The 23,057-nt window shown below is 71.5% G+C and carries 19 protein-coding genes; 10 read left to right on the forward strand and 9 right to left on the reverse strand.

Translation table 11 applies throughout. The features are described 5' to 3' along the window. The 3 genes from ACIOC0_RS32595 to glgB form a co-directional block, all read left to right on the forward strand. The coding region (locus ACIOC0_RS32595) for an alpha-glucosidase C-terminal domain-containing protein (protein WP_351099642.1) at window positions 1-113 on the forward strand (113 nt) is incomplete at its 5' end. A gap of 97 nt (window positions 114-210) precedes the next feature. Then, window positions 211-1,608: a maltokinase gene (locus ACIOC0_RS32600; protein WP_402159349.1), complete on the forward strand. Its 1,398-nt coding sequence runs from the start codon at window positions 211-213 to the stop codon at window positions 1,606-1,608. Window positions 1,609-1,621: 13 nt separating this feature from the next. Next, a complete protein-coding gene (gene glgB / locus ACIOC0_RS32605) occupies window positions 1,622-4,138 on the forward strand; it encodes a 1,4-alpha-glucan branching enzyme (protein WP_402159350.1) in 2,517 nt (838 codons plus the stop codon). Between the two features lie 159 nt (window positions 4,139-4,297). Here glgB and ACIOC0_RS32610 read toward each other — a convergent pair whose 3' ends face one another. The 3 genes from ACIOC0_RS32610 to ACIOC0_RS32620 form a co-directional block, all read right to left on the reverse strand. Continuing rightward, complete coding sequence (locus ACIOC0_RS32610) at window positions 4,298-6,529, reverse strand: HelD family protein (RefSeq protein ID WP_402159351.1); 2,232 nt, start codon at window positions 6,527-6,529, stop codon at window positions 4,298-4,300. 218 nt (window positions 6,530-6,747) lie between these two features. Beyond that, entirely contained in the window at window positions 6,748-7,080 is a 333-nt protein-coding gene (locus ACIOC0_RS32615; RefSeq protein WP_402159352.1) for a thioredoxin family protein, read from the reverse strand. After that, on the reverse strand, window positions 7,077-7,505 hold the full coding sequence (locus ACIOC0_RS32620; protein ID WP_352253268.1) for a MerR family transcriptional regulator: 429 nt from the start codon (window positions 7,503-7,505) through the stop codon (window positions 7,077-7,079). Before ACIOC0_RS32620 ends, ACIOC0_RS32615 begins: the two co-directional genes overlap by 4 nt. Before the next feature lie 62 nt (window positions 7,506-7,567). Here ACIOC0_RS32620 and ACIOC0_RS32625 point away from each other — a divergent pair, with 62 nt between their 5' ends. After that, window positions 7,568-8,230: a TetR/AcrR family transcriptional regulator gene (locus ACIOC0_RS32625; RefSeq protein ID WP_402159665.1), complete on the forward strand. Its 663-nt coding sequence runs from the start codon at window positions 7,568-7,570 to the stop codon at window positions 8,228-8,230. 81 nt (window positions 8,231-8,311) lie between these two features. Further along, entirely contained in the window at window positions 8,312-8,689 is a 378-nt protein-coding gene (locus tag ACIOC0_RS32630; RefSeq protein WP_402159353.1) for a DUF805 domain-containing protein, read from the forward strand. 126 nt (window positions 8,690-8,815) lie between these two features. On the opposite strand, the gene ACIOC0_RS32635 is transcribed toward ACIOC0_RS32630, so the two are convergent. After that, window positions 8,816-10,249 carry a cation:dicarboxylate symporter family transporter gene (locus tag ACIOC0_RS32635; protein ID WP_402159668.1) on the reverse strand — a complete coding sequence of 478 codons (1,434 nt, stop codon included), beginning with the start codon at window positions 10,247-10,249 and terminating at the stop codon, window positions 8,816-8,818. A 122-nt stretch (window positions 10,250-10,371) separates the two neighbouring features. Between ACIOC0_RS32635 and ACIOC0_RS32640 the strand changes: the two genes are divergently transcribed. Both ACIOC0_RS32640 and ACIOC0_RS32645 read left to right on the forward strand, forming a co-directional pair. Further along, window positions 10,372-12,018, forward strand: a complete 1,647-nt coding sequence (locus ACIOC0_RS32640) for an ATP-binding protein (RefSeq protein ID WP_402159354.1) — start codon at window positions 10,372-10,374, stop codon at window positions 12,016-12,018. Further along, on the forward strand, window positions 12,015-12,722 hold the full coding sequence (locus ACIOC0_RS32645; RefSeq protein ID WP_352253260.1) for a response regulator: 708 nt from the start codon (window positions 12,015-12,017) through the stop codon (window positions 12,720-12,722). Before ACIOC0_RS32640 ends, ACIOC0_RS32645 begins: the two co-directional genes overlap by 4 nt. Before the next feature lie 223 nt (window positions 12,723-12,945). Here the strand turns inward: ACIOC0_RS32645 and ACIOC0_RS32650 are convergent, their stop codons facing one another. Continuing rightward, window positions 12,946-13,971 carry an ATP-dependent 6-phosphofructokinase gene (locus ACIOC0_RS32650; protein ID WP_402159355.1) on the reverse strand — a complete coding sequence of 342 codons (1,026 nt, stop codon included), beginning with the start codon at window positions 13,969-13,971 and terminating at the stop codon, window positions 12,946-12,948. A gap of 202 nt (window positions 13,972-14,173) precedes the next feature. On the opposite strand from ACIOC0_RS32650, the gene pta reads away from it, so the two are divergent. The 3 genes from pta to pyk all read left to right on the forward strand — a co-directional run bounded on the left by pta (window position 14,174) and on the right by pyk (window position 19,091). Next, a complete protein-coding gene (pta, locus tag ACIOC0_RS32655) occupies window positions 14,174-16,264 on the forward strand; it encodes a phosphate acetyltransferase (RefSeq protein WP_402159356.1) in 2,091 nt (696 codons plus the stop codon). Continuing rightward, the gene (locus tag ACIOC0_RS32660) at window positions 16,261-17,520 is read left to right on the forward strand and encodes an acetate kinase (protein ID WP_402159357.1); all 1,260 of its coding nucleotides are present in this window, start codon (window positions 16,261-16,263) and stop codon (window positions 17,518-17,520) included. The genes pta and ACIOC0_RS32660 overlap by 4 nt, the downstream gene beginning before the upstream one ends. A gap of 140 nt (window positions 17,521-17,660) precedes the next feature. Further along, window positions 17,661-19,091 (forward strand): pyruvate kinase, encoded by a 1,431-nt coding sequence (gene pyk / locus ACIOC0_RS32665; protein ID WP_402159358.1) that lies wholly within the window; start codon window positions 17,661-17,663, stop codon window positions 19,089-19,091. A 64-nt stretch (window positions 19,092-19,155) separates the two neighbouring features. On the opposite strand, the gene ACIOC0_RS32670 is transcribed toward pyk, so the two are convergent. The 4 genes from ACIOC0_RS32670 to ACIOC0_RS32685 form a co-directional block, all read right to left on the reverse strand. Continuing rightward, on the reverse strand, window positions 19,156-19,698 hold the full coding sequence (locus tag ACIOC0_RS32670) for a hypothetical protein (protein ID WP_402159359.1): 543 nt from the start codon (window positions 19,696-19,698) through the stop codon (window positions 19,156-19,158). A 136-nt stretch (window positions 19,699-19,834) separates the two neighbouring features. Continuing rightward, entirely contained in the window at window positions 19,835-21,277 is a 1,443-nt protein-coding gene (locus ACIOC0_RS32675) for a hypothetical protein (RefSeq protein ID WP_402159360.1), read from the reverse strand. Beyond that, a complete protein-coding gene (locus ACIOC0_RS32680; RefSeq protein WP_351099587.1) occupies window positions 21,267-21,851 on the reverse strand; it encodes a DUF6114 domain-containing protein in 585 nt (194 codons plus the stop codon). The genes ACIOC0_RS32675 and ACIOC0_RS32680 overlap by 11 nt, the downstream gene beginning before the upstream one ends. Before the next feature lie 189 nt (window positions 21,852-22,040). Beyond that, window positions 22,041-22,685, reverse strand: coding sequence for a DUF6230 family protein (locus ACIOC0_RS32685; RefSeq protein ID WP_402159361.1), 645 nt, complete (start codon window positions 22,683-22,685; stop codon window positions 22,041-22,043). Between the last annotated feature and the right edge of the window lie 372 nt (window positions 22,686-23,057).

Here is a 23,057-nt window from a genome sequence, read left to right on the forward strand (position 1 = left end):
CCGTCGAGCTGTTCGGCGGCGTCCGCTTCCCCGCCGTCGGCGAGCTGCCCTACCTGCTCACCCTCGCCGGCCACGGCTTCTACTGGTTCCGGCTCCGCAGGGAGGCCGTCTAGACGGGCCTGTCCGGGGCGGGGCGTTTCCTCCGCCCCGGCCGGGGCACGCATGAGTAGCACCCCAGACCCCGTCCCCCGGGGAAAGGAACGTGACGCCATGGCGGAAACTGTCACACTTTCCGGCAAGACGAGCTCCGGCCTCCTCGCGTCCCTGGGGCCCCTGCTGCGCGACTGGCTGCCACGCCAGCGCTGGTTCGCCGGGAAGGGAAGCCCGGTCACCGGGTTCTCGCAGGTCGCGGCCACCGAGCTGCTGCCCGAGGACTCCCCGCTGGGCCTCTACCACCTGCTGGTGCGCGCCCACCAGGGCGCCGGTCCCGGCGACTGCTACCAGCTCCTGATAGGCGTGCGCGAGGCGCTGCCGCCCCGGCTGGCGCCCGCGCTCATCGGACACGTGCCGGACGGCCCGCTCGCCGGCCGGACCGTCTACGACGCCCTGTACGACACACGGCCCGCCGAGCTGCTCCTGGAGGCGCTGCGCACCGGGTCCCGGATCGGCGTGCTGCGCTGCGAACGGGACCCGTCCCAGGAGATACGCCCCGGCCTCGTGCCGCGCCGGCTGACCTCCGAGCAGTCGAACTCCTCGGTCGTCTATGGAGATACGTTCATTCTCAAGCTGCTGCGCCGGGTGGTGCCCGGCGTCAATCCCGACCTGGAGCTGCCGCTGGCGCTGGCCCGGGAAGGCTGCCCCCGGGTGCCCGCGCCGACGGCGTGGATGCGCGCCGAGGCCGAGGACCTCGTGGAGGGGCCCGGGGAGAGCGGCGAGCCGTACGTCCTCGGCGTGCTCCAGCCCTATGTGCAGGGCGCGACGGACGGCTGGGAGCTGGCCCTGCGGGAGCTGGCCAAGACCGAGGACTTCGGCGCGGAGGCACGGGCGCTGGGCCGGGCCACCGCCGAGGTGCACACGGCGCTGGCCCGTGCGCTGCCCACGGTGACTTTCGGGCACGCCCAGCTGGAGCCGCTGGTGCACGGCATGGTCGAGCGCCTCGACGCGGCGACGCAGGCGGTGCCCGCACTGCACCCTTACGCGCCCGCGCTGCGCACCGCCTTCACCGCGCTGGCCGACCTCGCGGCAGAGGGCCACACCTGGACCGCCCAGCGCGTCCACGGCGACCTGCACCTCGGGCAGTGCCTGCGGGCTCCCTCCGGCCAGTGGTCGCTGATCGACTTCGAGGGCGAGCCGGCCCGGCCGCTGGCCGAGCGCAGGATGCCGCAGCCGGCGGTGCGGGACGTGGCGGGGATGCTGCGGTCCTTCGACTACGCGGCGCACTCGGCCACCCCGCCGGCGCCGGGCTGGGCCCGTGCCTGCCGGGCGGCCTACTGCGCGGGGTACGCCGAGGTGTCGGGCGCCGACCCCCGCACCGATCCCGTGCTGCTGCGGGCCTACGAGACGGACAAGGCGGTCTACGAGGTCGTCTACGAGGCCCGGCACCGCCCGGACTGGCTCCCCGTCCCGCTCTCCGCGATACGCAGGCTCGCAGCGTCCGACCAGCTCTGAGGAGGCTTTGTCCGTGACTCCCAGCCCCCCGTCCAACGGTTCCGAACCGAAGAACCCGAAGAAGAAGACGGCCGCGGCCGAGGAAGGGGCGGCCGGGAAGGCGGCGGCGAAGAAGACGACCGCGAAGAAGGCCGCGGTGAAGAAGACCGCTGCGAAGAAGGCGGCGGGCGGGAAAGCGGCCGTGAAGGCGGTGAAGGCCGCGACGCCGGCGAAGGCGGTGGCCAAGGCGGTGAAGGCTCCCAAGCCCGTGAAGGCGGCGAAAGCCGCGAGGGCTGTCGCGAAGAAGGCCGCGCAGGTGAAGGCGTCGCCGCCCGCGCCTCCCGCCGGGCCCCTGGAGGTCGGCCTCTCCCCCGCCCTGGACGCCGGCGACCGCGACCGCCTCCTGCACGGCTCCCACCACGACCCGCACGGCGTGCTCGGCGCGCATCCGGTGCCCGGCGGGATCGTCTTCCGGGCCTTCCGCCCCTACGCGCGCGGCGTCACGGTCGTCTCCGGCGAGCTGCGCGCCGACCTGCACGACGACGGCGACGGCTTCTTCTCCGGACTGCTGCCCCTGCACGAGGTCCCGGCCTACCGCCTCCTCGTCCGTTACGAGGACGCGGTCGTGGAGACCGAGGACGCCTACCGCTTCCTGCCGACGCTGGGCGATCTGGACCTGCACCTGATCGGCGAGGGCCGGCACGAGCAACTGTGGACGGTGCTGGGCGCCCACCCGACGACCCACCAGGGCGTGACCGGCACCCGGTTCTCCGTGTGGGCGCCGAACGCGCGCGGCGTACGGGTGGCCGGCACCTTCAACTTCTGGGACGGCGCCGGGCACGCCATGCGCTCGCTCGGCTCCTCCGGGGTGTGGGAGCTGTTCGTGCCGGGCGTCGGCGAGGGCGAGCTGTACAAGTTCGACATCACCCGGCCCGACGGTTCGCGCACCCTGCGCGCCGACCCCATGGCCCGCCGCACCGAAGTCCCGCCGGCCACCTCGTCGGTCGTGACCGCCTCGCACTACGAGTGGGACGACGAGGAATGGCTCGCCCGTCGGGCGGAACGCCCGGTGCACGAGTCCCCGTTCTCGGTGTACGAGATCCATCTGCCCTCCTGGCGACCGGGTCTGACGTACCGTCAACTTGCCGAGCAGCTCCCCGCGTACGTCAAGGATCTGGGCTTCACCCATGTCGAGCTGATGCCGGTCGCCGAGCACCCCTTCGGCGGGTCCTGGGGCTACCAGGTCACCGGCTTCTACGCGCCGACGGCCCGTCTCGGCACGCCGGACGACTTCAGGTACCTGGTGGACGCGCTGCACCGGGCCGGGATCGGCGTCCTGATGGACTGGGTGCCGGCGCACTTCCCGCGCGACGAGTGGGCGCTGGCCGAGTTCGACGGGAGGCCGCTGTACGAGCACGAGGACCCGTTGCGGGCCGCCCACCCCGACTGGGGGACCCTGGAGTTCGACTTCGGACGGCGCGAGGTGCGCAACTTCCTGGTGGCCAACGCCACTTACTGGTGCGAGGAGTTCCACATCGACGGGCTGCGGGTGGACGCCGTCGCCTCGATGCTCTACCTCGACTACTCGCGCGAGCCCGGCCAGTGGACGCCGAACGAGCACGGCGGCCGGGAGAACCTGGACGCGGTGGCCTTCCTCCAGGAGATGAACGCGACCGTGTACCGCCGGGTGCCCGGTGTCGTGACGATCGCGGAGGAGTCCACGGCCTGGGACGGCGTCACCCGCGCCACGCACCACCGGGGGCCGAGCGGTTTCGGCGGGCTCGGGTTCGGGCTGAAGTGGAACATGGGGTGGATGCACGACTCGTTGCAGTACATGAGCAAGGAGCCGGTCCACCGGCGGTACCACCACGGGGAGATGACCTTCTCCATGGTGTACGCCTACAGCGAGAACTACGTCCTGCCCATCTCCCACGACGAGGTCGTGCACGGCAAGGGCTCGCTGGTGTCGAAGATGCCGGGCGACTGGTGGCAGCAGCGGGCCGGTCTGCGCGCCTACCTGGCGTTCATGTGGTCCCATCCGGGCAAGCAACTCCTCTTCATGGGGCAGGAGTTCGCTCAGGGCGCGGAGTGGTCCGAGGAGCACGGGCCGGACTGGTGGCTGCTCGACCCCGCGTACGGGGCGGAGCCCGACCACCGCGGGGTGCGCGATCTGGTGCGGGATCTGAACGGCGTGTACCGGTCGACGCCGGCGCTGTGGGAGCGGGATGTCGCCCCGGACGGCTTCCAGTGGGTGGTGGGCGACGCGGCCGACGACAACGTCCTCGCGTTCCTCCGCCACGACGCGGACGGGGCGCCGCTGCTAGCTGTGTGCCACTTCTCGCCCGTCGTGCGGCACGACTACCGGCTGGGGGTGCCGGACGACGTGCCGGCGTGGCTGGAGGTGCTGAACACGGACGCGGAGCGGTACGGGGGCAGCGGTGTCACCCACCCGCACCCGGTGAAGCCGGAGCCGCAGCCGTGGCACGCCCACCCGGCGAGCATCCGCCTGACCCTCCCCCCGCTGGCCACGGTCTGGCTCCGCCCGGCCTGACCTCATGGGGGCTCCAGCCCGTCTGGGGGTGCCCCCTCCGGGGGAGCTTGAGGACGAGGCCCGTTCAGGGCCGACAGCGGGGGTCCGGGGGCGGCAGCCCCCGGGGCGGGGTAGGGGCGGCGGGGGCGGGGAACGCCCCTCACCGCCCCCGCCCACACGTCACGCGAGCGCCTCCTCCAAAGCCTGCGGCAGCTCCCCCGCGTGGACCACGCCGAGCCGCTGCGTGGCCCGGGTCAGGGCGACGTACAGGTCGCTCGTGCCGAAGTCGCCCGGCTCCACCACCAGGACGGAGTCGAACTCCAGGCCCTTGGCCTGTCGCGGGTCGAGCAGGACGACCGCTCGCGTGAGGTCGGGCTCGTCCCCCGCCGTCACGCCGTCGAGCCGGGCGGCCAGCTCATGGTGCAGCGCCCGGGGGGCGATCACCGCGAGCCGCCCCTCCGCCGGGGTGAGCTCCTCCACCGCCTTGGCGACCGCCCCGGGCAGATCGTCGACGGCCCGTGCCCACGGCCGCACGCCGGTGGACCGCACCGAGCTCGGCGGCACGAAGTCCGGCCGCTCGGCCCGGACGACGGCGGCCGCCGCCTCCATGATCTCCGCGGGCGTACGGTAGTTGACGCCCAGCCGCGTGTGCTCCCAGCGGTCCTCGACGTACGGCCGGAGGATCCGCTCCCAGGACCCCACGCCCCCCGCCTCCGAGGTCTGCGCCGGGTCGCCGACGAGGGTCATGGAACGCGTGGGGCTGCGCCGCATCAGCAGCCGCCACGCCATCGGCGACAACTCCTGCGCCTCGTCGACGATGATGTGGCCGAACGCCCACGTCCGGTCGGCCGCCGCGCGCTCGGCGGCGCTGCGGTGGTCGTCCTCCTCGTGCCGTTCGGCGAAGCGCTCGGCGTCGATGATGTCGTGCGCGGACAGCACCTCGGAGCCGTCCGGGTCGCTGTCCTCCTTGTCCTCGAACTCGTAGGTCCGGGAGGCGTAGGAGACGTCGAGCACTCCCTGGGCGTAGGCGATCTGGGTCCGCCGTTCGCGTGCGGCGCGCTCCCGGGCCGCCCGGTCGTCCTCGCCGAGGAGTTCGGCGGCCTCGTCGAGCAGCGGTACGTCGGCGACGGTCCAGGCGCGGGTGACCGGGCGGCGGACGGCCGCCGCCTCCTCGTCGCCCAGATACCCCTCGGGGTCGGCGAGGAAGTCGGCGACCAGCCGCTGCGGGCTGAGCACGGGCCACAACTGGTCGACGGCGGCCCAGACTTCGGGGTTCTCGGCGATCTCGTCGCGGATCTGGGTGATGTCGCTGGGGTCGAGGAGACTGGACCCGTCGTAGGGGTCGGTGCCGACGCGTTCGGCGTACAGCTCGGTGAGGGTGTTGAGGATGTGGCCCTCGAAGTGCTCGCGGGCGGCGTTGTGCGGCAGCTTCAGCGCCCGGGTCCGCTCGCGGGCGATCCGCACGAGCCCCTCGTCGAGCATCAGCACCTCGCGGTCGTGCTCGACGGCGATCACCGGGTCGGGCAGCGCCTGCCGGTCGCGTACGACGGCGGAGAGGACGTCGGCCATGTGCGCGCGGCCCTTCACCGCGGCCGCCTCGGGCGTGTCCGCGGCGGTCGCCCGCACGCCCGGGTACAGCTCGCCGACGGTCGCGAGCAGCACGCCGGTCTCGCCGAGCGAGGGCAGCACCTCGCCGATGTAGCCGAGGAAGGCGGGGTTGGGGCCGACGATGAGGACGGCCCGCCTGGCGAGCAGTTCGCGGTGCTCGTAGAGGAGGTAGGCGGCGCGGTGCAGGGCGACGGCCGTCTTGCCGGTGCCCGGGCCGCCCTCGACGACCAGCACCCCGCGGTGCGGCGCGCGGATGATCTCGTCCTGCTCGGCCTGGATGGTCTGCACGATGTCGGCCATGCGGCCGGTGCGGGCGGCGTTCAGCGCGGCGAGCAGGACGTCGTCGCCGGCCGGGTCCTCGTAGCCCGTGCGGGTGGCGTCCTCGACGTCGAGGAACTCGTCGTGCAGAGCGGTGACCCGGCGGCCCTCGGTGCCGATGTGCCGGCGGCGGCGCAGGCCCATGGGGGTGTGGCCGGTGGCGAGGTAGAAGGGGCGGGCGACGCCGGCCCGCCAGTCGATGAGGACCGGGGTGCGTTCGGCGTCGTCGCGGCGCAGGCCGATCCGCCCGATGTGGTGGGTGGCCCCGGAGACGAGGTCGATACGGCCGAAGCACAGGGAGCCGTCCACGGCGTTCAGCGCGGCGAGCAGGCCGGAGCGTTCGGCGACGAGGATGTCCCGCTCCAGCCGGGCCTGCCTGGGCTTGTCGCCCTGGGCGAGGGCGTCGGCGACGGACGCCTCGGTGTCGCCGCGCAGGGCGTCGACACGGGCGTACAGGCCGTCGATGTATTCCTGTTCACGGCGCAATTCACTGTCGGTAAATCCGTTGTTTGACAATTCCGCTCCCGCCCGGATATACTGTGCCTACTGAACTCACTGCGACCTCCCGTTAATCTTCACATTGAAGACTCACAATGAAGACGGGGGCAAAGTCGCGAACCATTCAATATACGCAGAGAAATCCCCCGGACGCAATTGCCCGGGGGATTTCTCTTGCGCCGGCACAGCCTCACGCAGGCGCCCGGTCAGAGCACGTCGGACAGCTCCTCCAGCAGCCGCCGCTTCGGCCGCGCCCCCACCATCGCCTTCACCGGCTCACCGTCACGGAAGATCATGAAGGTCGGCATCGACAGCACCTTGTAGTGGTTGGTGGTCGCCGGGTTGTGGTCGACGTTCAGCTGCACCACCTTCAGCCGCTCCCCCTCCTCCGCGGCCAGCGCGCTCAGCACCGGCGCCATCTGCCGGCACGGCGGACACCAGTCGGCGGTGAACTCCACCAGCACCGGCAGCTGTGCCGCCAGCACTTCCGCCGAGAAGTCGCCGTCCGACACCTCGCTCACTCCTGCGGCCTTGCTCACAGTTCCCGTCCTCCCAGCTCGCACCCGGGTTCCGGGCCCCCCGGAACCAGCGACTCGGCGGCCAGTTCGTCGCGGGCCTGCTCGGCCCGCTCCAGCTGACCGGCGACCTTCTCCCGCACCGCCCGCAGCTCCCCGATGAGCGCGTCCAGCTCGTCCAGCTTGCGCCGGTAGACCGCGAGGGACGCCGGGCAGGAGTCGCCCTCCGGGTGCCCGGCGCGCAGACACTCCACGAAGGGCCGGGTCTCCTCCAGGTCGAAGCCGAAGTCCCGCAACGTCCTGATCTGCCGCAGCAGCCGCAGATCACGCTCGTCGTACGCGCGGTGCCCCAGCTCGTCGCGGCGCGCGGGCAGCAGCCCCCGCGCCTCGTAGTACCGCAGCGCCCGCGTGGTGGTCCCGGCCCGTGCGGCCAACTCGCCGATTCGCATGACGACGAACGTACGGCTTGACGCCGGCGTCAAGGCAAGAGCGGCTCGTGCCGACGGGCACAATGGCAGCCATGACCACGGGCAACACCGGTCGCGCCGAGGCCAATCGCCGCCGCATCCTCGACGTCGCCCTCACCGAGCTGCTGCGCGACCCCGACGCGTCCATGGACCAGATCGCGCGGGCCGCCGGGGTCGTACGCCGCACGGTGTACGGGCACTTCGCCGGCCGGGAGGCGCTGATCGGGACGCTGGTGGAGGACGCCGTCCAGTCGCTGGCGGCGGCGCACGCGGCGGGCCGGGAGGGGATCGAGGAGCCGGCGGAGGCGCTGGCCCGGTCCGTGCTCGCGGTGTGGGAGGTCGCCGACCGCTACCGGCTGCTGGTCGCGCTGGCCCAGCGCACGGTCACGGTGCAGGGCATCCGGGAGCGGCTGACGCCCGTCCGGGAGAACAGCGTACGGCTGCTGCGGCGCGGTCTGGAGGAGGGGACGTTCGTCTCACCGCTGCCGGCGCCGGCCCTGGCGTACGTCCACGAGCAGATCCTCTTCGGCCTGATGGAGGCCGTGAACGACGGTCTGGTGAGCCCGCGGGAGGCGGGCCGCTCGGCCGCGGTCACCGTCCTGACGGCGGCGGGCGTCCCGGCCACGCTGGCCACGGCGCTGGTGACGAAGGCGACGCGGGCGGCCGGCCGCGCTCCGGAGAAGACGGGCCAGCCTGAACCACTTTGACGCGTACACGTCCTCCCGCATAGGTTCTGCCCGGCCCTGATCGTCTTTCAGGCGCCGACATCTATCCCCGGGGGACACGCAGTGCGCTGGTTCATCGTCGTGCTCAGGAAGTACTGGGTCTTCAGCGGGCGCGCCCGCCGCGCCGAGTACTGGATGTTCACTCTGGTCAGCACGATCATCTACCTCGCGCTGATGTTCGCGGACGACTGGGCCGGCAACGAGGCGCCCACGACCGCCTTCACCCTGGCGATCGCGCTGCCCTCCCTGGGCGTCACGGTGCGCCGGCTGCACGACACGGGCCGCACCGGCTGGTGGGCCCTCATCGGGGTGCTGCCCTGCGTCGGCCTCATCACCCTGCTGATCTTCACGGCCGAGGACGGCGTCCCGGGCCAGAACAAGTACGGCCCGAACCCCAAGGAGACCCCCCTGCTCACCGACTCGGCGCCCACGGACGCATGAGAGTGCCGGGCGGCTGAGCAACGGGGGAGTCTCAGCCGCCCGGCGTTCTGGGGGCGGAACCACAGGGCTCGGCCGGGTGTCCGGCCCCGGTTCAGGCGGGGCCGGACACCCGGGGTGCGGGGGGCGTCAGGCCTTGGCGAGTTCCTTCTCGCCGCCCTCGCGCTGCTCGGGCCGGACGGCCTCCTCGGCGGGCGCCGGGGCGCCGTGGCCGTCGTCGAGCAGGGTGGTTTCGTCGAAGGGGATCCGGCCCGCGAGTACCTCGTCGACGCGCGCCTTGTCGATCTCCTTGGTCCAGGTGCCGATCAGGACGGTGGCGACGGCGTTGCCCGCGAAGTTCGTCAGGGCGCGGGCCTCGCTCATGAAGCGGTCGATGCCGACGATGAGGCCGACGCCGTCCACCAGGGCCGGCTTGTGCGACTGGAGGCCGCCGGCGAGGGTCGCGAGACCGGCGCCGGTGACGCCCGCGGCGCCCTTGGAGGCGACCAGCAGGAAGAGCAGCAGCGGGATCTGCTCGCCGAGCGACATCGGCGTGCCCATGGCGTCCGCGATGAACAGCGAGGCCATGGTCATGTAGATCATGGTGCCGTCGAGGTTGAAGGAGTAGCCGGTCGGGACGGTGATGCCGACGACGGGCTTGCTGACGCCCAGGTGCTCCATCTTCGCGATGAGCCGCGGCAGCGCGGACTCGGAGGAGGAGGTCGACAGGATCAGCAGGAGCTCACGGCCCAGGTACTTCAGGAACGTGAAGATGTTCAGGCCGGCGACGATCCGCAGCAGCGCGCCGAGGACGACGAAGACGAACAGGAAACAGGTGACGTAGAAGCCGAGCATCAGCACGGCCAGGCTCTTCAGCGCGTCCACGCCGGCGGAACCGGTGACCGCGGCGATCGCGCCGAACGCGCCGATCGGGGCGGCCCACATCACCATGGCCAGGATGCGGAAGACGAGCCGCTGGAGGTGCTCGACACCGCGCAGGATCGGCTGGCCCGCGGAGCCCATCGCCTGCAGGGCGAAACCGGCGAGCAGCGCGATCAGCAGGGTCTGCAGCACCTCGCCGCCGGTGAAGGCGGAGACCATCGTGGTCGGGATGATGCCCAGGAGGAACTCGGTGGTGTCCTTGGCCTCGGCCGACACCTGCGCCTGCCCGGTCTCCTTGATCGCGTCGGTGACCGCGAGGCCGGTGCCCGGCTCCAGGATGTTGCCGACGACCAGGCCGATGCCGAGGGCGACCAGCGACATCACCAGGAAGTAGCCGAGGGCGATGCCTCCGACCGCGCCGACCTTGGCGGCCTTGCGGACCGAGCCGATGCCGAGAACGATCGTGCAGAAGATGATCGGCGAGATCATCATCTTGATCAGGCTCACGAAACCGGTGCCGATGGGCTTCAGCTCCACCGCGAAGTCGGGCGCGATCAGACCCACGGCGATGCCGAGGGCGACCGCGACGATCACCGCGATGTACAGGTAGTGGGTGCGGTCCCGCTTGGCGGGTGCGGCAGGTGCCGTATTCGTGGTGCTGCTGGCGGCCACGGCTGCCCTCCTTGACGTCTTCGTCGGCATCACCGGCGTGCGGCTCACGTCCGGGAAGTTAAGGGGAATGCAGGGACTATCTCCCGGCGTGTGAGGGCGGTCACCCTTCCGTTCATTTAGTTCACAATGCACGCCGGGGGCACACTGACGACATGCGTCTACCCGTTCCCGCACCTCGCAGCCTGGCCGGACAGCTGTTCGCCATGCAGGCGGTGCTGATCGCGGTCGTCGTGGCGGGATACGCGATGTTCACCTACGTGAGCGACCGCTCGCAGGCCGAGGAGGCGGCGGGCCGGCAGGCCACCGCCGTGGCCCGGTCGGTGGCCGACTCCCCCTCCGTGCGGGAGGCGATCGGCACGCCGGACCCGACGGCCTCCCTCCAGCCGTACGCGCTGCGGGTGATGCGGGACACGGAGGTCGACTTCGTGACGATCATGAATCCCGAGGGCATCCGCTGGACGCACCCCGACGCCGGCCAGATAGGCCGGCACTTCCTCGGCAACACCGCCCGCGCCCTGAAGGGCGAGTCGTTCACGGAGACGTACACGGGAACCCTCGGCGCGTCCGTGCGCGCGGTGACGCCGATCGAGGACGACGGGCGGGTCGTCGGCCTGGTCAGCGCCGGCATCAGGGTCGAGGCGATCAGCGCGCGGGTCTCGGACCAGGTGAAGGCCCTGTTCGCGGTGGCGGCGGGCGCTCTCGCGCTCGGCGCGGTGGGCACGTACGTGGTCAACGCCCGGCTGCGCCGCCACACCCACGGCATGAACGCCACCGAGCTCAGCCGGATGCACGACTACCACCAGGCGGCGCTGCACGCCGTGCGCGAAGGGCTGCTGATGCTGGACGGCCGGTTCCGGGTGGCACTGATCAACGACGGCGGGCGGGAGCTGCTCGGCGTGGGCGAGGAGGTGGTCGGCGCCTCGGTGGCCGACCTCGGCCTGCCGGCCCCGCTGACGGGCGCGCTGCTGGCCTCCGAGCCGCGGGTCGACGAGGTGCATCTGACGGCGGACCGGGTGCTGGTGGTGAACACCTCGCCGGTGTCCGGCGGTGAACGCCGGGGCACGGTGGTGACCCTGCGGGACGTCACGGAGCTCCAGTCGCTGATGGGTGAGCTGGACTCCGAGCGCGGCTTCACCCAGGCGCTGCGCTCGCAGGCGCACGAGGCGGCGAACCGGCTGCACACGGTGGTGTCGCTGATCGAGCTGGGCCGGGCGGAGGAGGCCGTCGACTTCGCGACCGCCGAGCTGGAGCTCGCCCAGGCGCTCACCGACCAGGTGGTGGCGGCGGTGAGCGAGCCGGTCCTGGCGGCGCTGCTGCTCGGCAAGACGGCACAGGCGAACGAACGGGGGGTGGAGCTGGTGGTGTCCGAGGACAGCGGCCTGGACGACGGTCTGCTCCCCGAGTCCCTGCCCGCCCGCGACCTGGTGACCATCCTGGGCAACCTCATCGACAACGCCGTGGACGCGGCGCAGGGCAGCACGCGGGCCCGGGTGACGGTGACGGCGTCGACGGACGGCGACGACCTGCTGCTGCGGGTCGCCGACACCGGCGACGGGGTGGACCCGGCGCACGCCTCCCAGGTCTTCGAGCGCGGTTTCTCCACCAAGCCGGCGGGCCCGGGGGGCCGCGGTCTCGGCCTGGCGCTGGTGCGGCAGGCGGTGACCCGGCATGAGGGCACGCTGTCGATGGCGGCGTCCGGCAACGGCGGTGCCAACGGTGACGTCGGCGCGGAGTTCACCGTGCGGCTGCCGCTGCGGTCGGCGGCGGGCGCGGCGCGGACGTCGGGAGGCGCGAGATGACTGACGCCACGGGCCCCGCCGCCGCGCACCCGATCCGGGTGCTGGTCGTGGAGGACGATCCGGTCGCCGCCGACGCGCACGTCCTGTACGTGGGGCGGGTGCCCGGTTTCGTCGCGGTCGGAAAGGCGCACACGGGCGCGGAGGCGCGGCGCATGCTGGACCGCACGCCGGTGGACCTGCTGCTGCTGGACCTTCACCTTCCCGACGGCCACGGTCTGCAGCTGGCCCGGTCCCTGCGGGCGGCCGGCTATCACGCGGACGTGATAGCGGTGACGTCGGCGCGGGATCTGACGGTGGTCCGGGAGGGGGTCTCGCTGGGCGTCGTCCAGTACGTCCTGAAGCCGTTCACTTTCGCGACGCTGAGGGATCGGCTCGTGCGCTACGCCGAGTTCCGCGGCGCGGCGGGCGAGGCGAGCGGTCAGGACGAGGTGGACCGGGCGCTGGCGGCGCTGCGCGCACCCGGCCCCGCGGCTCTGCCGAAGGGGCTGAGCGGGCCGACGCTGGAGCGGGTGACGGTGACGGTGCGGGAGGCGGACGAGGGGCTCACGGCGGCCGGCCTCGCGGAGGCGGTCGGCATCTCGCGCATCACGGCCCGACGGTACCTGGAGCACCTGGTGGACGCGGGAAGAGTCGAGCGAAAGCCGCTGTACGGCCAGGTGGGCCGCCCGGAACTGGTGTACCGGTGGGTGGCCGCGGGGCGGTGACATACGCGGTGCGACGACGGGTGGCCAAGCGCACCGGGTGGTCGACCGCGAGGCGGTGACGCACCCGATGCGAAAACGCGGGGCCGGCTGTACCGGCGGGTGACCGCAGGGCGGTGACGCACGCGGCGCCGGTGCACCGGCGGCAGACCGCCGGGCGGTGACGCGCGCCGTGCGACCTCGCGGCGCTTCGGCTGACGAACCGCCCCCGTGCCGCCCTGCCGTTCTAGAAGACCGACTCCGCCTCGTCCATGCGCTCCTTGGGGACCGTCTTCAGTTCGGTGACGGCCTCCGCGAGCGGGACCATCACCACGTCCGTCCCGCGCAGGGCCGTCATCCGGCCGAACTCGCCGCGGTGCGCGGCTTCCACCGCGTGCCAGCCGAAGCGGGTGGCGAGGACACGGTCGTACGCGGTCGGGACGCCGCCGCGCTGGACGTGGCCGAGGATGACCGGGCGGGCCTCCTTGCCGAGCCGCTTCTCCAGCTCGTACGCCAGTGCCGTGCCGATGCCCTGGAAGCGCTCGTGGCCGAACTTGTCGATCGCGCCCTTGCCGTAGTCCATGGTGTCGTCGGCGGGGTGCGCGCCCTCGGCGACGCAGATCACCGCGAACTTCTTGCCGCGGGAGAAGCGCTCCTCCACCATCGTGACCAGGTCCGCCGGGTCGAAGGCGCGCTCGGGCAGGCAGATGCCGTGGGCGCCGGCCGCCATGCCGGACTCCAGGGCGATCCAGCCCGCGTGCCGGCCCATGACCTCGACGACCATCACCCGCTGGTGGGACTCGGCGGTCGTCTTGAGGCGGTCCATCGCCTCGGTGGCGACGCCGACCGCGGTGTCGAAGCCGAAGGTGCGGTCGGTGGAGGAGATGTCGTTGTCGATCGTCTTGGGGACGCCGACCACCGGCAGGCCCGCGTCGCTCAGCATCCGCGCCGCCGTCAGCGTGCCCTCGCCGCCGATGGGGATCAGCGCGTCGATGCCGAAGTCGTGGATCATGTCGCCGGCGCTCTCACAGGCCTCGCGCAGCCGGTCCCGCTCCAGGCGGGAGGAGCCGAGGATGGTGCCGCCGCGAGCCAGGATGCCGCTGACCGCGTTGAGGTCGAGGACCCGGTAGCGGCGGTCCAGCAGACCCGCGTAACCGTCCTCGAAGCCGATGACCTCGTCGCCGTAGTTGTCGACCGCTCGGTGCACGACCGACCGGATCACTGCGTTCAGCCCGGGACAGTCGCCGCCTGCGGTGAGAACTCCGATGCGCATCGTGCTGTGTCTCCTGCTCGCTGTCGATACCGGTGAGCCGCTCCGATTCTTTCACGCCGTCGAGGGCACTGTCTCTTGACGGGCGCCTTATCCAGACGCAGGGGTACTGTCAAGAGGGTTCCGCTCATCCCGGTGGGCCATTTTTCTGCCCGGACGGCGGCCCTCGACGACAAGCACCCGACGCAAGAAGTGGAGAGCACGCGTGACGCGCAGCGTGTACGTGACCGGGATCGACCGCGGCGACGGCCGCCAGGTCGTGGAGCTTGGGGTCATGGAGCTCCTGACCCGTCAGGTCGACCGGGTCGGCGTCTTCCGCCCCCTCGTCCACGACGGGCCCGACCGCCTCTTCGATTTGCTGCGCGCCCGCTACCGGCTGGCGCAGGACCCGGCGACCGTCTACGGCATGGACTACCACGAGGCGTCCGCCCTCCAGGCCGAGCAGGGCGCGGACGAGCTGGTGTCCACCCTCGTCGACCGGTTCCACCGCGTCGCCCGCGACTACGACGTCGTCCTCGTCCTCGGCACCGACTACGCCGACACCCAGTTCCCGGACGAGCTGTCCCTCAACGCCCGGCTGGCCAACGAGTTCGGCGCCTCCGTCATCCCCGTGGTGGGCGGCCGGGGCCAGACCGCGGAGTCCGTGCTCGCCGAGACCCGCAACGCCTACCGCGCCTACGACGGTCTGGGCTGCGACGTCCTCGCCATGGTGACCAACCGGGTGGCCCGCGAGGACCGGGAGGCGATAGCCGAGCAGCTCGCCTCCCGGCTGCCGGTGCCCTGTTACGTGCTCCCCGACGAGCCCGCGCTGTCCGCGCCGACCGTCGCCCAGATCAGCCACGCCCTCGGGGCGAAGGTGCTCCTCGGGGACGACTCGGGGCTCGCGCGCGACGCCCTCGGCTTCGTCTTCGGCGGCGCGATGCTGCCGAACTTCCTCAACGCCCTGACCCCGGGCACCCTGGTCGTCACCCCGGGCGACCGCGCCGACCTGGTCGTCGGCTCGCTCGCCGCGCACAGCGCCGGCACCCCGCCCATCGCCGGCGTGCTGCTCACCCTGGGCGAGGTGCCCAGCGACGAGATCCTCACACTGGCCGCCCGGCTCGCGCCCGGCACGCCCGTGCTGTCGGTGGCCGGCAACAGCTTCCCCACGGCGGAGCAGCTGTTCTCCCTGGAGGGCAAGCTGAACGCGGCCACACCGCGCAAGGCGGAGACCGCGCTCGGCCTGTTCGAGCGGCACGTCGACACCGCCGACCTGCTCAAGCGGGTCTCCGCGCCGAGCAGCGACCGTCTCACGCCGATGATGTTCGAGCACCAGCTTCTGGAGACGGCCCGCACCGACCGGCGCCGGGTCGTCCTGCCCGAGGGCACCGAGGAGCGGGTGCTGCACGCGGCGGAGGTGCTGCTGCGCCGCGGCGTGTGCGACCTGACGCTGCTGGGCCCGGCCGACCGGATCCGCAAGCAGGCCGCCGACCTCGGCATCGACCTCGCCGACGCGCAGGTGATCGACCCCGCCACCAGCGAACTGCGCGACGCGTTCGCCGAGAAGTACGCGAGGCTGCGCGCCCACAAGGGCGTCACGGTGGAGCTGGCGTACGACGTCGTCTCCGACGTGAACTACTTCGGCACCCTGATGGTGCAGGAGGGGCTCGCCGACGGCATGGTGTCCGGGTCGGTGCACTCGACGGCAGCGACGATCCGGCCGGCCTTCGAGATCATCAAGACCAAGCCGGACGCCGACATCGTCTCCTCGGTCTTCTTCATGTGCCTGGCCGACAAGGTCCTCGTCTACGGCGACTGCGCGGTCAACCCCGACCCCAACGCCGAGCAGTTGGCGGACATCGCCATCCAGTCGGCCGCGACGGCCGCGCAGTTCGGCGTGGAGCCGCGGATCGCGATGCTGTCGTACTCGACCGGCACGTCCGGTTCGGGCGCGGACGTGGACAAGGTGCGCGAGGCGACGGAGCTGGTGCGCTCGCGCCGGCCCGACCTGATGATCGAGGGGCCGATCCAGTACGACGCCGCCGTGGAGCCGTCGGTCGCGGCGACCAAGCTGCCGGGCTCCGAAGTCGCGGGCCAGGCCAGCGTGTTGATCTTCCCCGACCTGAACACCGGCAACAACACCTACAAGGCCGTGCAGCGTTCGGCCGGCGCGATCGCCGTCGGACCGGTGCTCCAGGGTCTGCGCAAGCCGGTCAACGACCTGTCCCGGGGCGCCCTCGTCCAGGACATCGTCAACACGGTCGCCATCACGGCGATCCAGGCCCAGAACCCCAGCGAGAAGGCTTCCCAGCAGTGAGCTCCCACCCGTCTCCCACCACCGCCCTGCCGGACGAGCTGCGCTCGGCCCCTGCTTCTCGTGTCCTCGTCCTCAACTCCGGCTCCTCGTCGGTGAAGTACCAGTTGCTCGACATGAGCGACGGCAGCCGGCTGGCCATGGGGCTCGTCGAGCGCATCGGCGAACAGACCTCGCGGCTCAAGCACACCCCCCTGGCGGACGGCGGCGAGTCGCGGGAGCGGACCGGCGCCATCGCCGACCACGACGCCGCGCTGAAGGCCGTCGCGGAGGAGCTGGCCCAGGACGGGCTCGGCCTGGACTCGCCCGAACTGGCCGCCATCGGGCACCGGGTGGTGCACGGCGGCAAGCACTTCACCCAGCCGACGGTCATCGACGAGGCGGTGCTCGCCGAGATCGAGCGGCTGATCCCGGTGGCCCCGCTGCACAACCCGGCCAATCTCACCGGCATCCGCACGGCGCAGGCGCTCAGGCCCGACCTGCCGCAGGTCGCCGTCTTCGACACTGCGTTCCACACCACGATGCCGGAGTCCGCGGCCCGGTACGCGATCGACGTGAAGACGGCCGACGAACACCGCATCCGGCGCTACGGGTTCCACGGCACCTCGCACGCGTACGTCTCCCGGGCCACGGCCGAACTGCTGGGCAAGGCGCCCGAGGAGGTGAACGTCATCGTGCTGCACCTCGGCAACGGGGCGTCCGCGTCGGCCGTGCGCGGGGGCAGGTGCGTGGACACCTCGATGGGGCTCACGCCGTTGGAGGGGCTCGTGATGGGTACGCGGTCGGGGGACGCCGATCCGGCCGTCATCTTCCATCTGACCCGTGTCGGCAAGCTGTCCATCGACGAAATCGACGCTCTTCTCAACAAGAAGAGCGGACTGATCGGTCTGTGCGGCGACAACGACATGCGGGAGATCACCCGTCGGATCGACGAGGGCGACGAACAGGCGAAGCTCGCCTTCGACATCTACATTCACCGGCTGAAGAAGTACATCGGCGCCTATTACGCCGTTCTCGGCCGGGTGGACGCGGTGGCGTTCACCGCCGGCGTCGGGGAGAACGCGGCGTCGGTGCGCGCGGCGGCCGTCGCGGGCCTGGAGACCCTGGGCCTGGCGGTGGACGACGCGCTGAACGCCGTACGCGGGGACGAGCCGCGGCTGATCTCGCCCGGGGACGCGCGGGTGAAGGTGGCCGTGGTGCCGACGGACGAGGAGTTGGAGATCGCCACGCAGACCTACGCATTGGTGGGGCGGTATTGATAAGCGGCTCCGACCCGGGGCAACTGAACAGCGTCGTCGAAATGCGGCCCCGCCGCTCGGCAACTGAGCGGCTTCCCGCCCATTTGTATCTTCCGCCAGACGGAATATTCCGGAGCGAAACAAACCGTTAGGATCGCCCCATGCGCCGTTCGAAAATCGTCTGTACTCTCGGCCCCGCGGTCGACTCCCACGAGCAGCTCGTCGCGCTGATCGAGGCCGGCATGAACGTGGCCCGCTTCAACTTCAGCCATGGCACGCACGCCGAGCACCAGGGCCGGTACGACCGGGTCCGGGCCGCGTCCAAGGAGACCGGCCGGGCCATCGGTGTCCTCGCCGACCTCCAGGGCCCCAAGATCCGCCTGGAGACCTTCGCCGAGGGTCCGGTGGAGCTGGTCCGCGGTGACGAGTTCACCATCACCACCGAGGACGTGCCCGGCGACAAGACGATCTCCGGCACCACCTACAAGGGCCTGCCCGGCGATGTCTCGCGCGGCGACCAGATCCTCATCAACGACGGCAACGTCGAGCTGAAGGTGCTGGACGTCGACGGTCCCCGGGTGCGGACGATCGTCATCGAGGGCGGTGTCATCTCCGACCACAAGGGCATCAACCTGCCCGGCGCGGCCGTCAACGTGCCCGCGCTGAGCGAGAAGGACATCGAGGACCTCCGCTTCGCGCTGCGCATGGGCTGCGACCTGGTCGCGCTGTCCTTCGTGCGGGACGCCAAGGACGTCTCCGACGTCCACCGCGTCATGGACGAGGAGGGCCGCCGGGTCCCCGTCATCGCCAAGGTGGAGAAGCCGCAGGCGGTGGAGAACATGGAGGACGTCGTGATGGCGTTCGACGGTGTGATGGTCGCCCGTGGCGACCTGGCCGTCGAGTACCCGCTCGAGAAGGTCCCCATGGTGCAGAAGCGCCTGATCGAGCTGTGCCGGCGCAACGCCAAGCCGGTGATCGTGGCGACCCAGATGATGGAGTCGATGATCACCAACTCCCGTCCGACCCGCGCGGAGGCCTCCGACGTCGCCAACGCGATCCTGGACGGCGCGGACGCGGTCATGCTGTCGGCGGAGTCCTCGGTCGGCGCGTACCCGATCGAGACCGTGAAGACGATGTCGAAGATCGTCGCCGCGGCGGAGACGGAGCTGCTGAGCAAGGGCCTGCAGCCGCTGGTACCGGGCAAGAAGCCGCGCACGCAGGGCGGTTCGATCGCGCGCGCCGCGTGCGAGATCGCCGACTTCCTCGGCGGCCGGGGGCTGGTGGCCTTCACCCAGTCCGGCGACACGGCCCGCCGCCTCTCCCGCTACCGCGCGGCCCAGCCGATCATCGCCTTCACCACCGACGAGGGCACCCGCAACCAGCTGGCGCTGAGCTGGGGCGTCGAGTCGCACATCGTGCCGTTCGTGAACAGCACGGACGAGATGGTCGAACTGGTCGACCAGGAGATCATCAAGCTCAACCGCTTCAACGCGGGCGAGATCGTGGTCATCACCGCCGGCTCCCCGCCCGGCGTCCCGGGCACGACGAACATGGTCCGAGTCCACCACCTGGGCCAGGGCGCCCGCGACTGACGCCCCAGCACTTCAGCCACTGAGGGCGCCCCCGGGACGGGGGCGCCCTCTGGCGTTCTCACGGCTACGGCAGGTCCGGGGCCGGCCGCTCCCACACCTGGACCTCCGCCCAGCGGGGATGCTCCGCCAGGAGCGGCGCCAACCCCCGTACGGGGGCGAGCAGTCGCCGGATCATCCGGAGTGCCAGGATCTGCTCGCGGTCCAGTTCCCGCCAGTGCCCGGCGCAGCGGACGGCCTCATCCGGGGACAGCGGCATGGCGGCCAGCGCGCTTTCGAGCACGATCTGCGGATCGAGCAGAGGAACGCCCTTGCGCGGCCCTGTCCGCTCCAGCAGCCAGGACCGCAGCTGCAAGTCACGCAGCAACCACTCGCCCCGCTGGGGCCCGGTGGAACGCTCGGCGCGCGTCAGCAGCGACGTCCAAGCTTCCCCGACCGCGCGCCACCGCTCGTCGGAGAGCGTGGACGCATCTTCTCGGACCCTGGCCGCGAACTGCTGAGCTGCGGCGATCCACTGGCTCACCTCACCGTCGGTCGCCGCCGGCTCGGACCAGCGCCGCACGTGGCCGTCCAGGTCGAGCCGGTCAAGGCCGTCGAAGCACACGGTCACCCCAACACCATTTGATCGCCTCGCCGTCCATGCCGATGTACGTGTCCCACTGACGCCGTAAGGCTGCAGCCCGGGTCCCCATATGACGGGGGACCCGGGCTGCGGCGCTTGAGCGGCTCTCGAAGGGAAGTGAAGGTCAGCCGGCCAGCTTGCTGGTGTAGACCTGCATGCCGGGGATGTGCAGATTGCCGCCGAACTGGCCGGCCTGGACCACCTTGACCTTGGTGAAGTAGATCAGGGGAATGTTCAGCGGCGGGGGGTTCTGCGGGCTGAACGTGACCGGGAGCAGGCCGAACAGGTTGCCCGAGATGCTCTCGGTGTACATGATCGTGTCGCCGCCGGTGATCTTGGACTTGGTGCCGGCGCCGGCCTGGACGTGGTAGGTCACGCCCTTCTGCTTGTCGTCCACGGTCTGGTGCAGGTCGTCGATCTCGGTGCCGCCGGAGATGACGTACTTCAGGACCTTCTTCTTGGTCCCGTTCGCCGTCTTCACCTCGACGATGCCCTGGTAGTCGGCGCTCTTCAGCAGCAGCGCGCTGGCGTTGAGGTACCAGGGGTCGTCCGCCAGGAGGACCTTGTTGTCGACACCGCTCTCCTTGTCGGTGGCGGCGGCGCAGTCCTCGGGCTTCACGGTGGAGCTCGCGGACGGGCTCGGAGACGCGGAGGCGGAGGGCGAGGGGGAGGCGTCGGCGGCGTCCTTGGCGTCGGAGGCCGCCTCGTCCGTCTTCTCGCCGGCTTGCTCGGCCGTCTCGCCGGCCTTGTCGCCCGCCGTCTGCGTGGTGTCCTTCGCCGTGTCGGTGACGGCGTCGGAGGTGTCCTCGGCGGCCGTGCCGGAGCTCTTGCCGGTGCCCGCGGAGGAGCCCGAGGCGCCCGACTTGGCTCCGGAGTCCGTGGCGGAGGGGGAGGCCGACGGTGAGGGGCTCGCGTCGTCCGTCGTGGCGGAGCCGCCGAGGCCGCCGCCGTCGAAGACGTCCTTGACGGCGTCGCCGATGGTCTCCAGGACGTTCTTGTCTGTCTTCTCGGTCTCGGCCGGCGCCGGGCTCTCGGTCTCGGTCCCGCCGGAGGACGGCTCCTGCGCGGAGGCCGACGCGGACGGGGCCGGGGCCGGCGCGGGGCCCTCGTCGGAACCTGAATCCGACGAGGAGGAACCGCCCGAGGAGGAGCCCTTGGATCCCTTCGAGCTCGACGGGTTCTTCGCCCCGCCGGACTTCTCGGAGCCGGAGTCCGACGCGTCGCCCTTGGAGTCCTTGTCCTTGGCGTCGCTCTTGGAGTCGCCCTCGGAGGCCGACGGGGACGGCGAGGCCGAGGGAGAGGCGGAGGCGCTCTCCAGGGCCGTGAGGCAGTCCTTGTAGTCGTCGGCGAGCTGGCTGTTCGACGTCGGCTGGTCGTCGGCGACGGCGAGCGTCGGCGTGAAGCCCATGCCCATGAGCACCGCCGTGGGCATCGCGGCCATGGCTATCGCCTTGCCGGCCGGCATGTGCAGCCGGGTGAACAGCGGCTTCTTCGGCGCTGCGTGGCGTGCCCCGCCCGACCGGTCCGGCAGGACCGAGCCGTCGCCGAGGACCTCGTCAGCCGACACGGTGCACTCCGTTCGGCTCGTCCGCCTGGACGGGCTGGGACGTGCCGCCGTCCGCCTGCTTGTGCAGCGTGTACGACGGGCCCTGCTCCCCGGCGACGGGGTACGGGCCGGGCGCGGGGGCGCCGTCCTGGGTCGGGGCGGGCGGGAGGTTCTGGGGCTCCGCGCCCTGGGGGGCCGGGTTTCCGGGCGCCCAGGAGAGGGCGAGGGCTCCGCCGATCAGCGCCAGCAGGAAGCCGATGATGAAGCCGCCGATGTTGGAGACCACGAGGGAGACCAGCGCGAGCAGGATCGCGGCGATGCCGGCGAAGACGCGGGTGGCCTGCTGGAACCACATGGTCAGGCCCAGGGTGACCAGCAGCACACCGATGATCAGCGAACCGGCGCCGGCGGTGGTCGCCATGGTGAGCGACATGGTGCCCAGCTTGAGCGTGGCGTAGGGGAAGTAGGCGATCGGCAGACCGCCGAGCAAGGTGAACAGGCCCGCCCAGAAGGGCCGGTTGCCCCGCCAGTCACGGAACCGCAGACGCAGCCGGGTGAAAGTCCCGGTGCTCTGGCCCGGAGTCTCGGCACTCATGGAAAACAGCTCCCTGGGTCCGGGTTGGGTACATACCGGCTCGGCCGTGACGTGGAGAAGCCGGAGAGTCTGTGGGGTGGGGATGCCCGGCGCTCGGTGCCGGGTGGGGGCGCGGGGCGGAGGAGCGAGCGCTCCTCCGCCCCGTCCTGGCGGCTCAGCCTGCCAAGATCACCCCTGCGGCGCGAGCCGTCAGAAGCACTCCATCTTGGGGTCGGCGCCGAGACGCATCGACAGCCCGCTGAGCTTGAACGTTCCGGCGGTGGTCGCCCACGCCGTCTGCTCGACGTTCGAGAGGTCGGCCGACTTCGCCTGCTGGGCGAAGCCGCCCGGCAGTACGCTCTCGCCCTCCTTGACGGCGGGGCCACGGGTCTTGTCCTTGACCGCGACACCGATGTCGATCTGGTTGAACGTCGCGTCGGCGTCGAGCTGCGCGACGTCGATGTAGAGGTTCTCGGCCGTGACCGGCTTCTTGGGGTCCTTGCCCGCGTCGAGACGCAGGTAGAACGTCTTGTTGAGCACCGGGATCGTCGTCTTGACCGACTGGCACATGTTCGTGATCTTCGCGGTCTCGAACGAGGAGACCGCGACCGGAACCTGCGTCTTGGTCTTGCCGTCGACCGCGGTGTAGACGTTGTCGATGCCGCCGTACTGGGCGAATCCGTCACCGTGCAGGGTCTCGGCCGAGACCTTGAACTGCTGACCGGAGACGCTGAACGAGGCCGCGAGTGCGCCCTGCGCCAGGCCGACGCCCACACACGCTGCCGCGGCGACGCTGGGCACCATGACCACAGCGAACCGCTTCCATCTGGTCCCGCCACGCACCTGGGACTCCATATTTCCTCCTTCTCGGACGTACATCTCCTGGCTCCGGCTCGCCTCCGAGGCGGCGGCTCGGCCGGGCAGGGATGGGAGAAGCACTACGTCCTCGGGAAGGGGAGCGCCCGAACCCGAAAGGCGCGAACCGCGCTCCGAATCACCGGCGATCACCCCCGAGCGACACATCGGTCGCGCCTGACACGCATCACGCACAACCCTGCTGGACAGGCTTCACCGAGCGGCGAAGACCCCCCTGTCCAAGGGCCGACGCCACTGTCGCCGGCCCTGCTCGGTGGGGACCCAGGGGACCCGTCGACCCAACCGGCTGTCGGGGTACGGAATTGGACCGAGCGTGGCCGATCGTGGTGCATTCTGGCCGCCCGCACAAGG

Origin of the sequence: Streptomyces sp. NPDC088254 (assembly GCF_044740925.1) — a bacterium.
Lineage (GTDB): Bacteria > Actinomycetota > Actinomycetes > Streptomycetales > Streptomycetaceae > Streptomyces.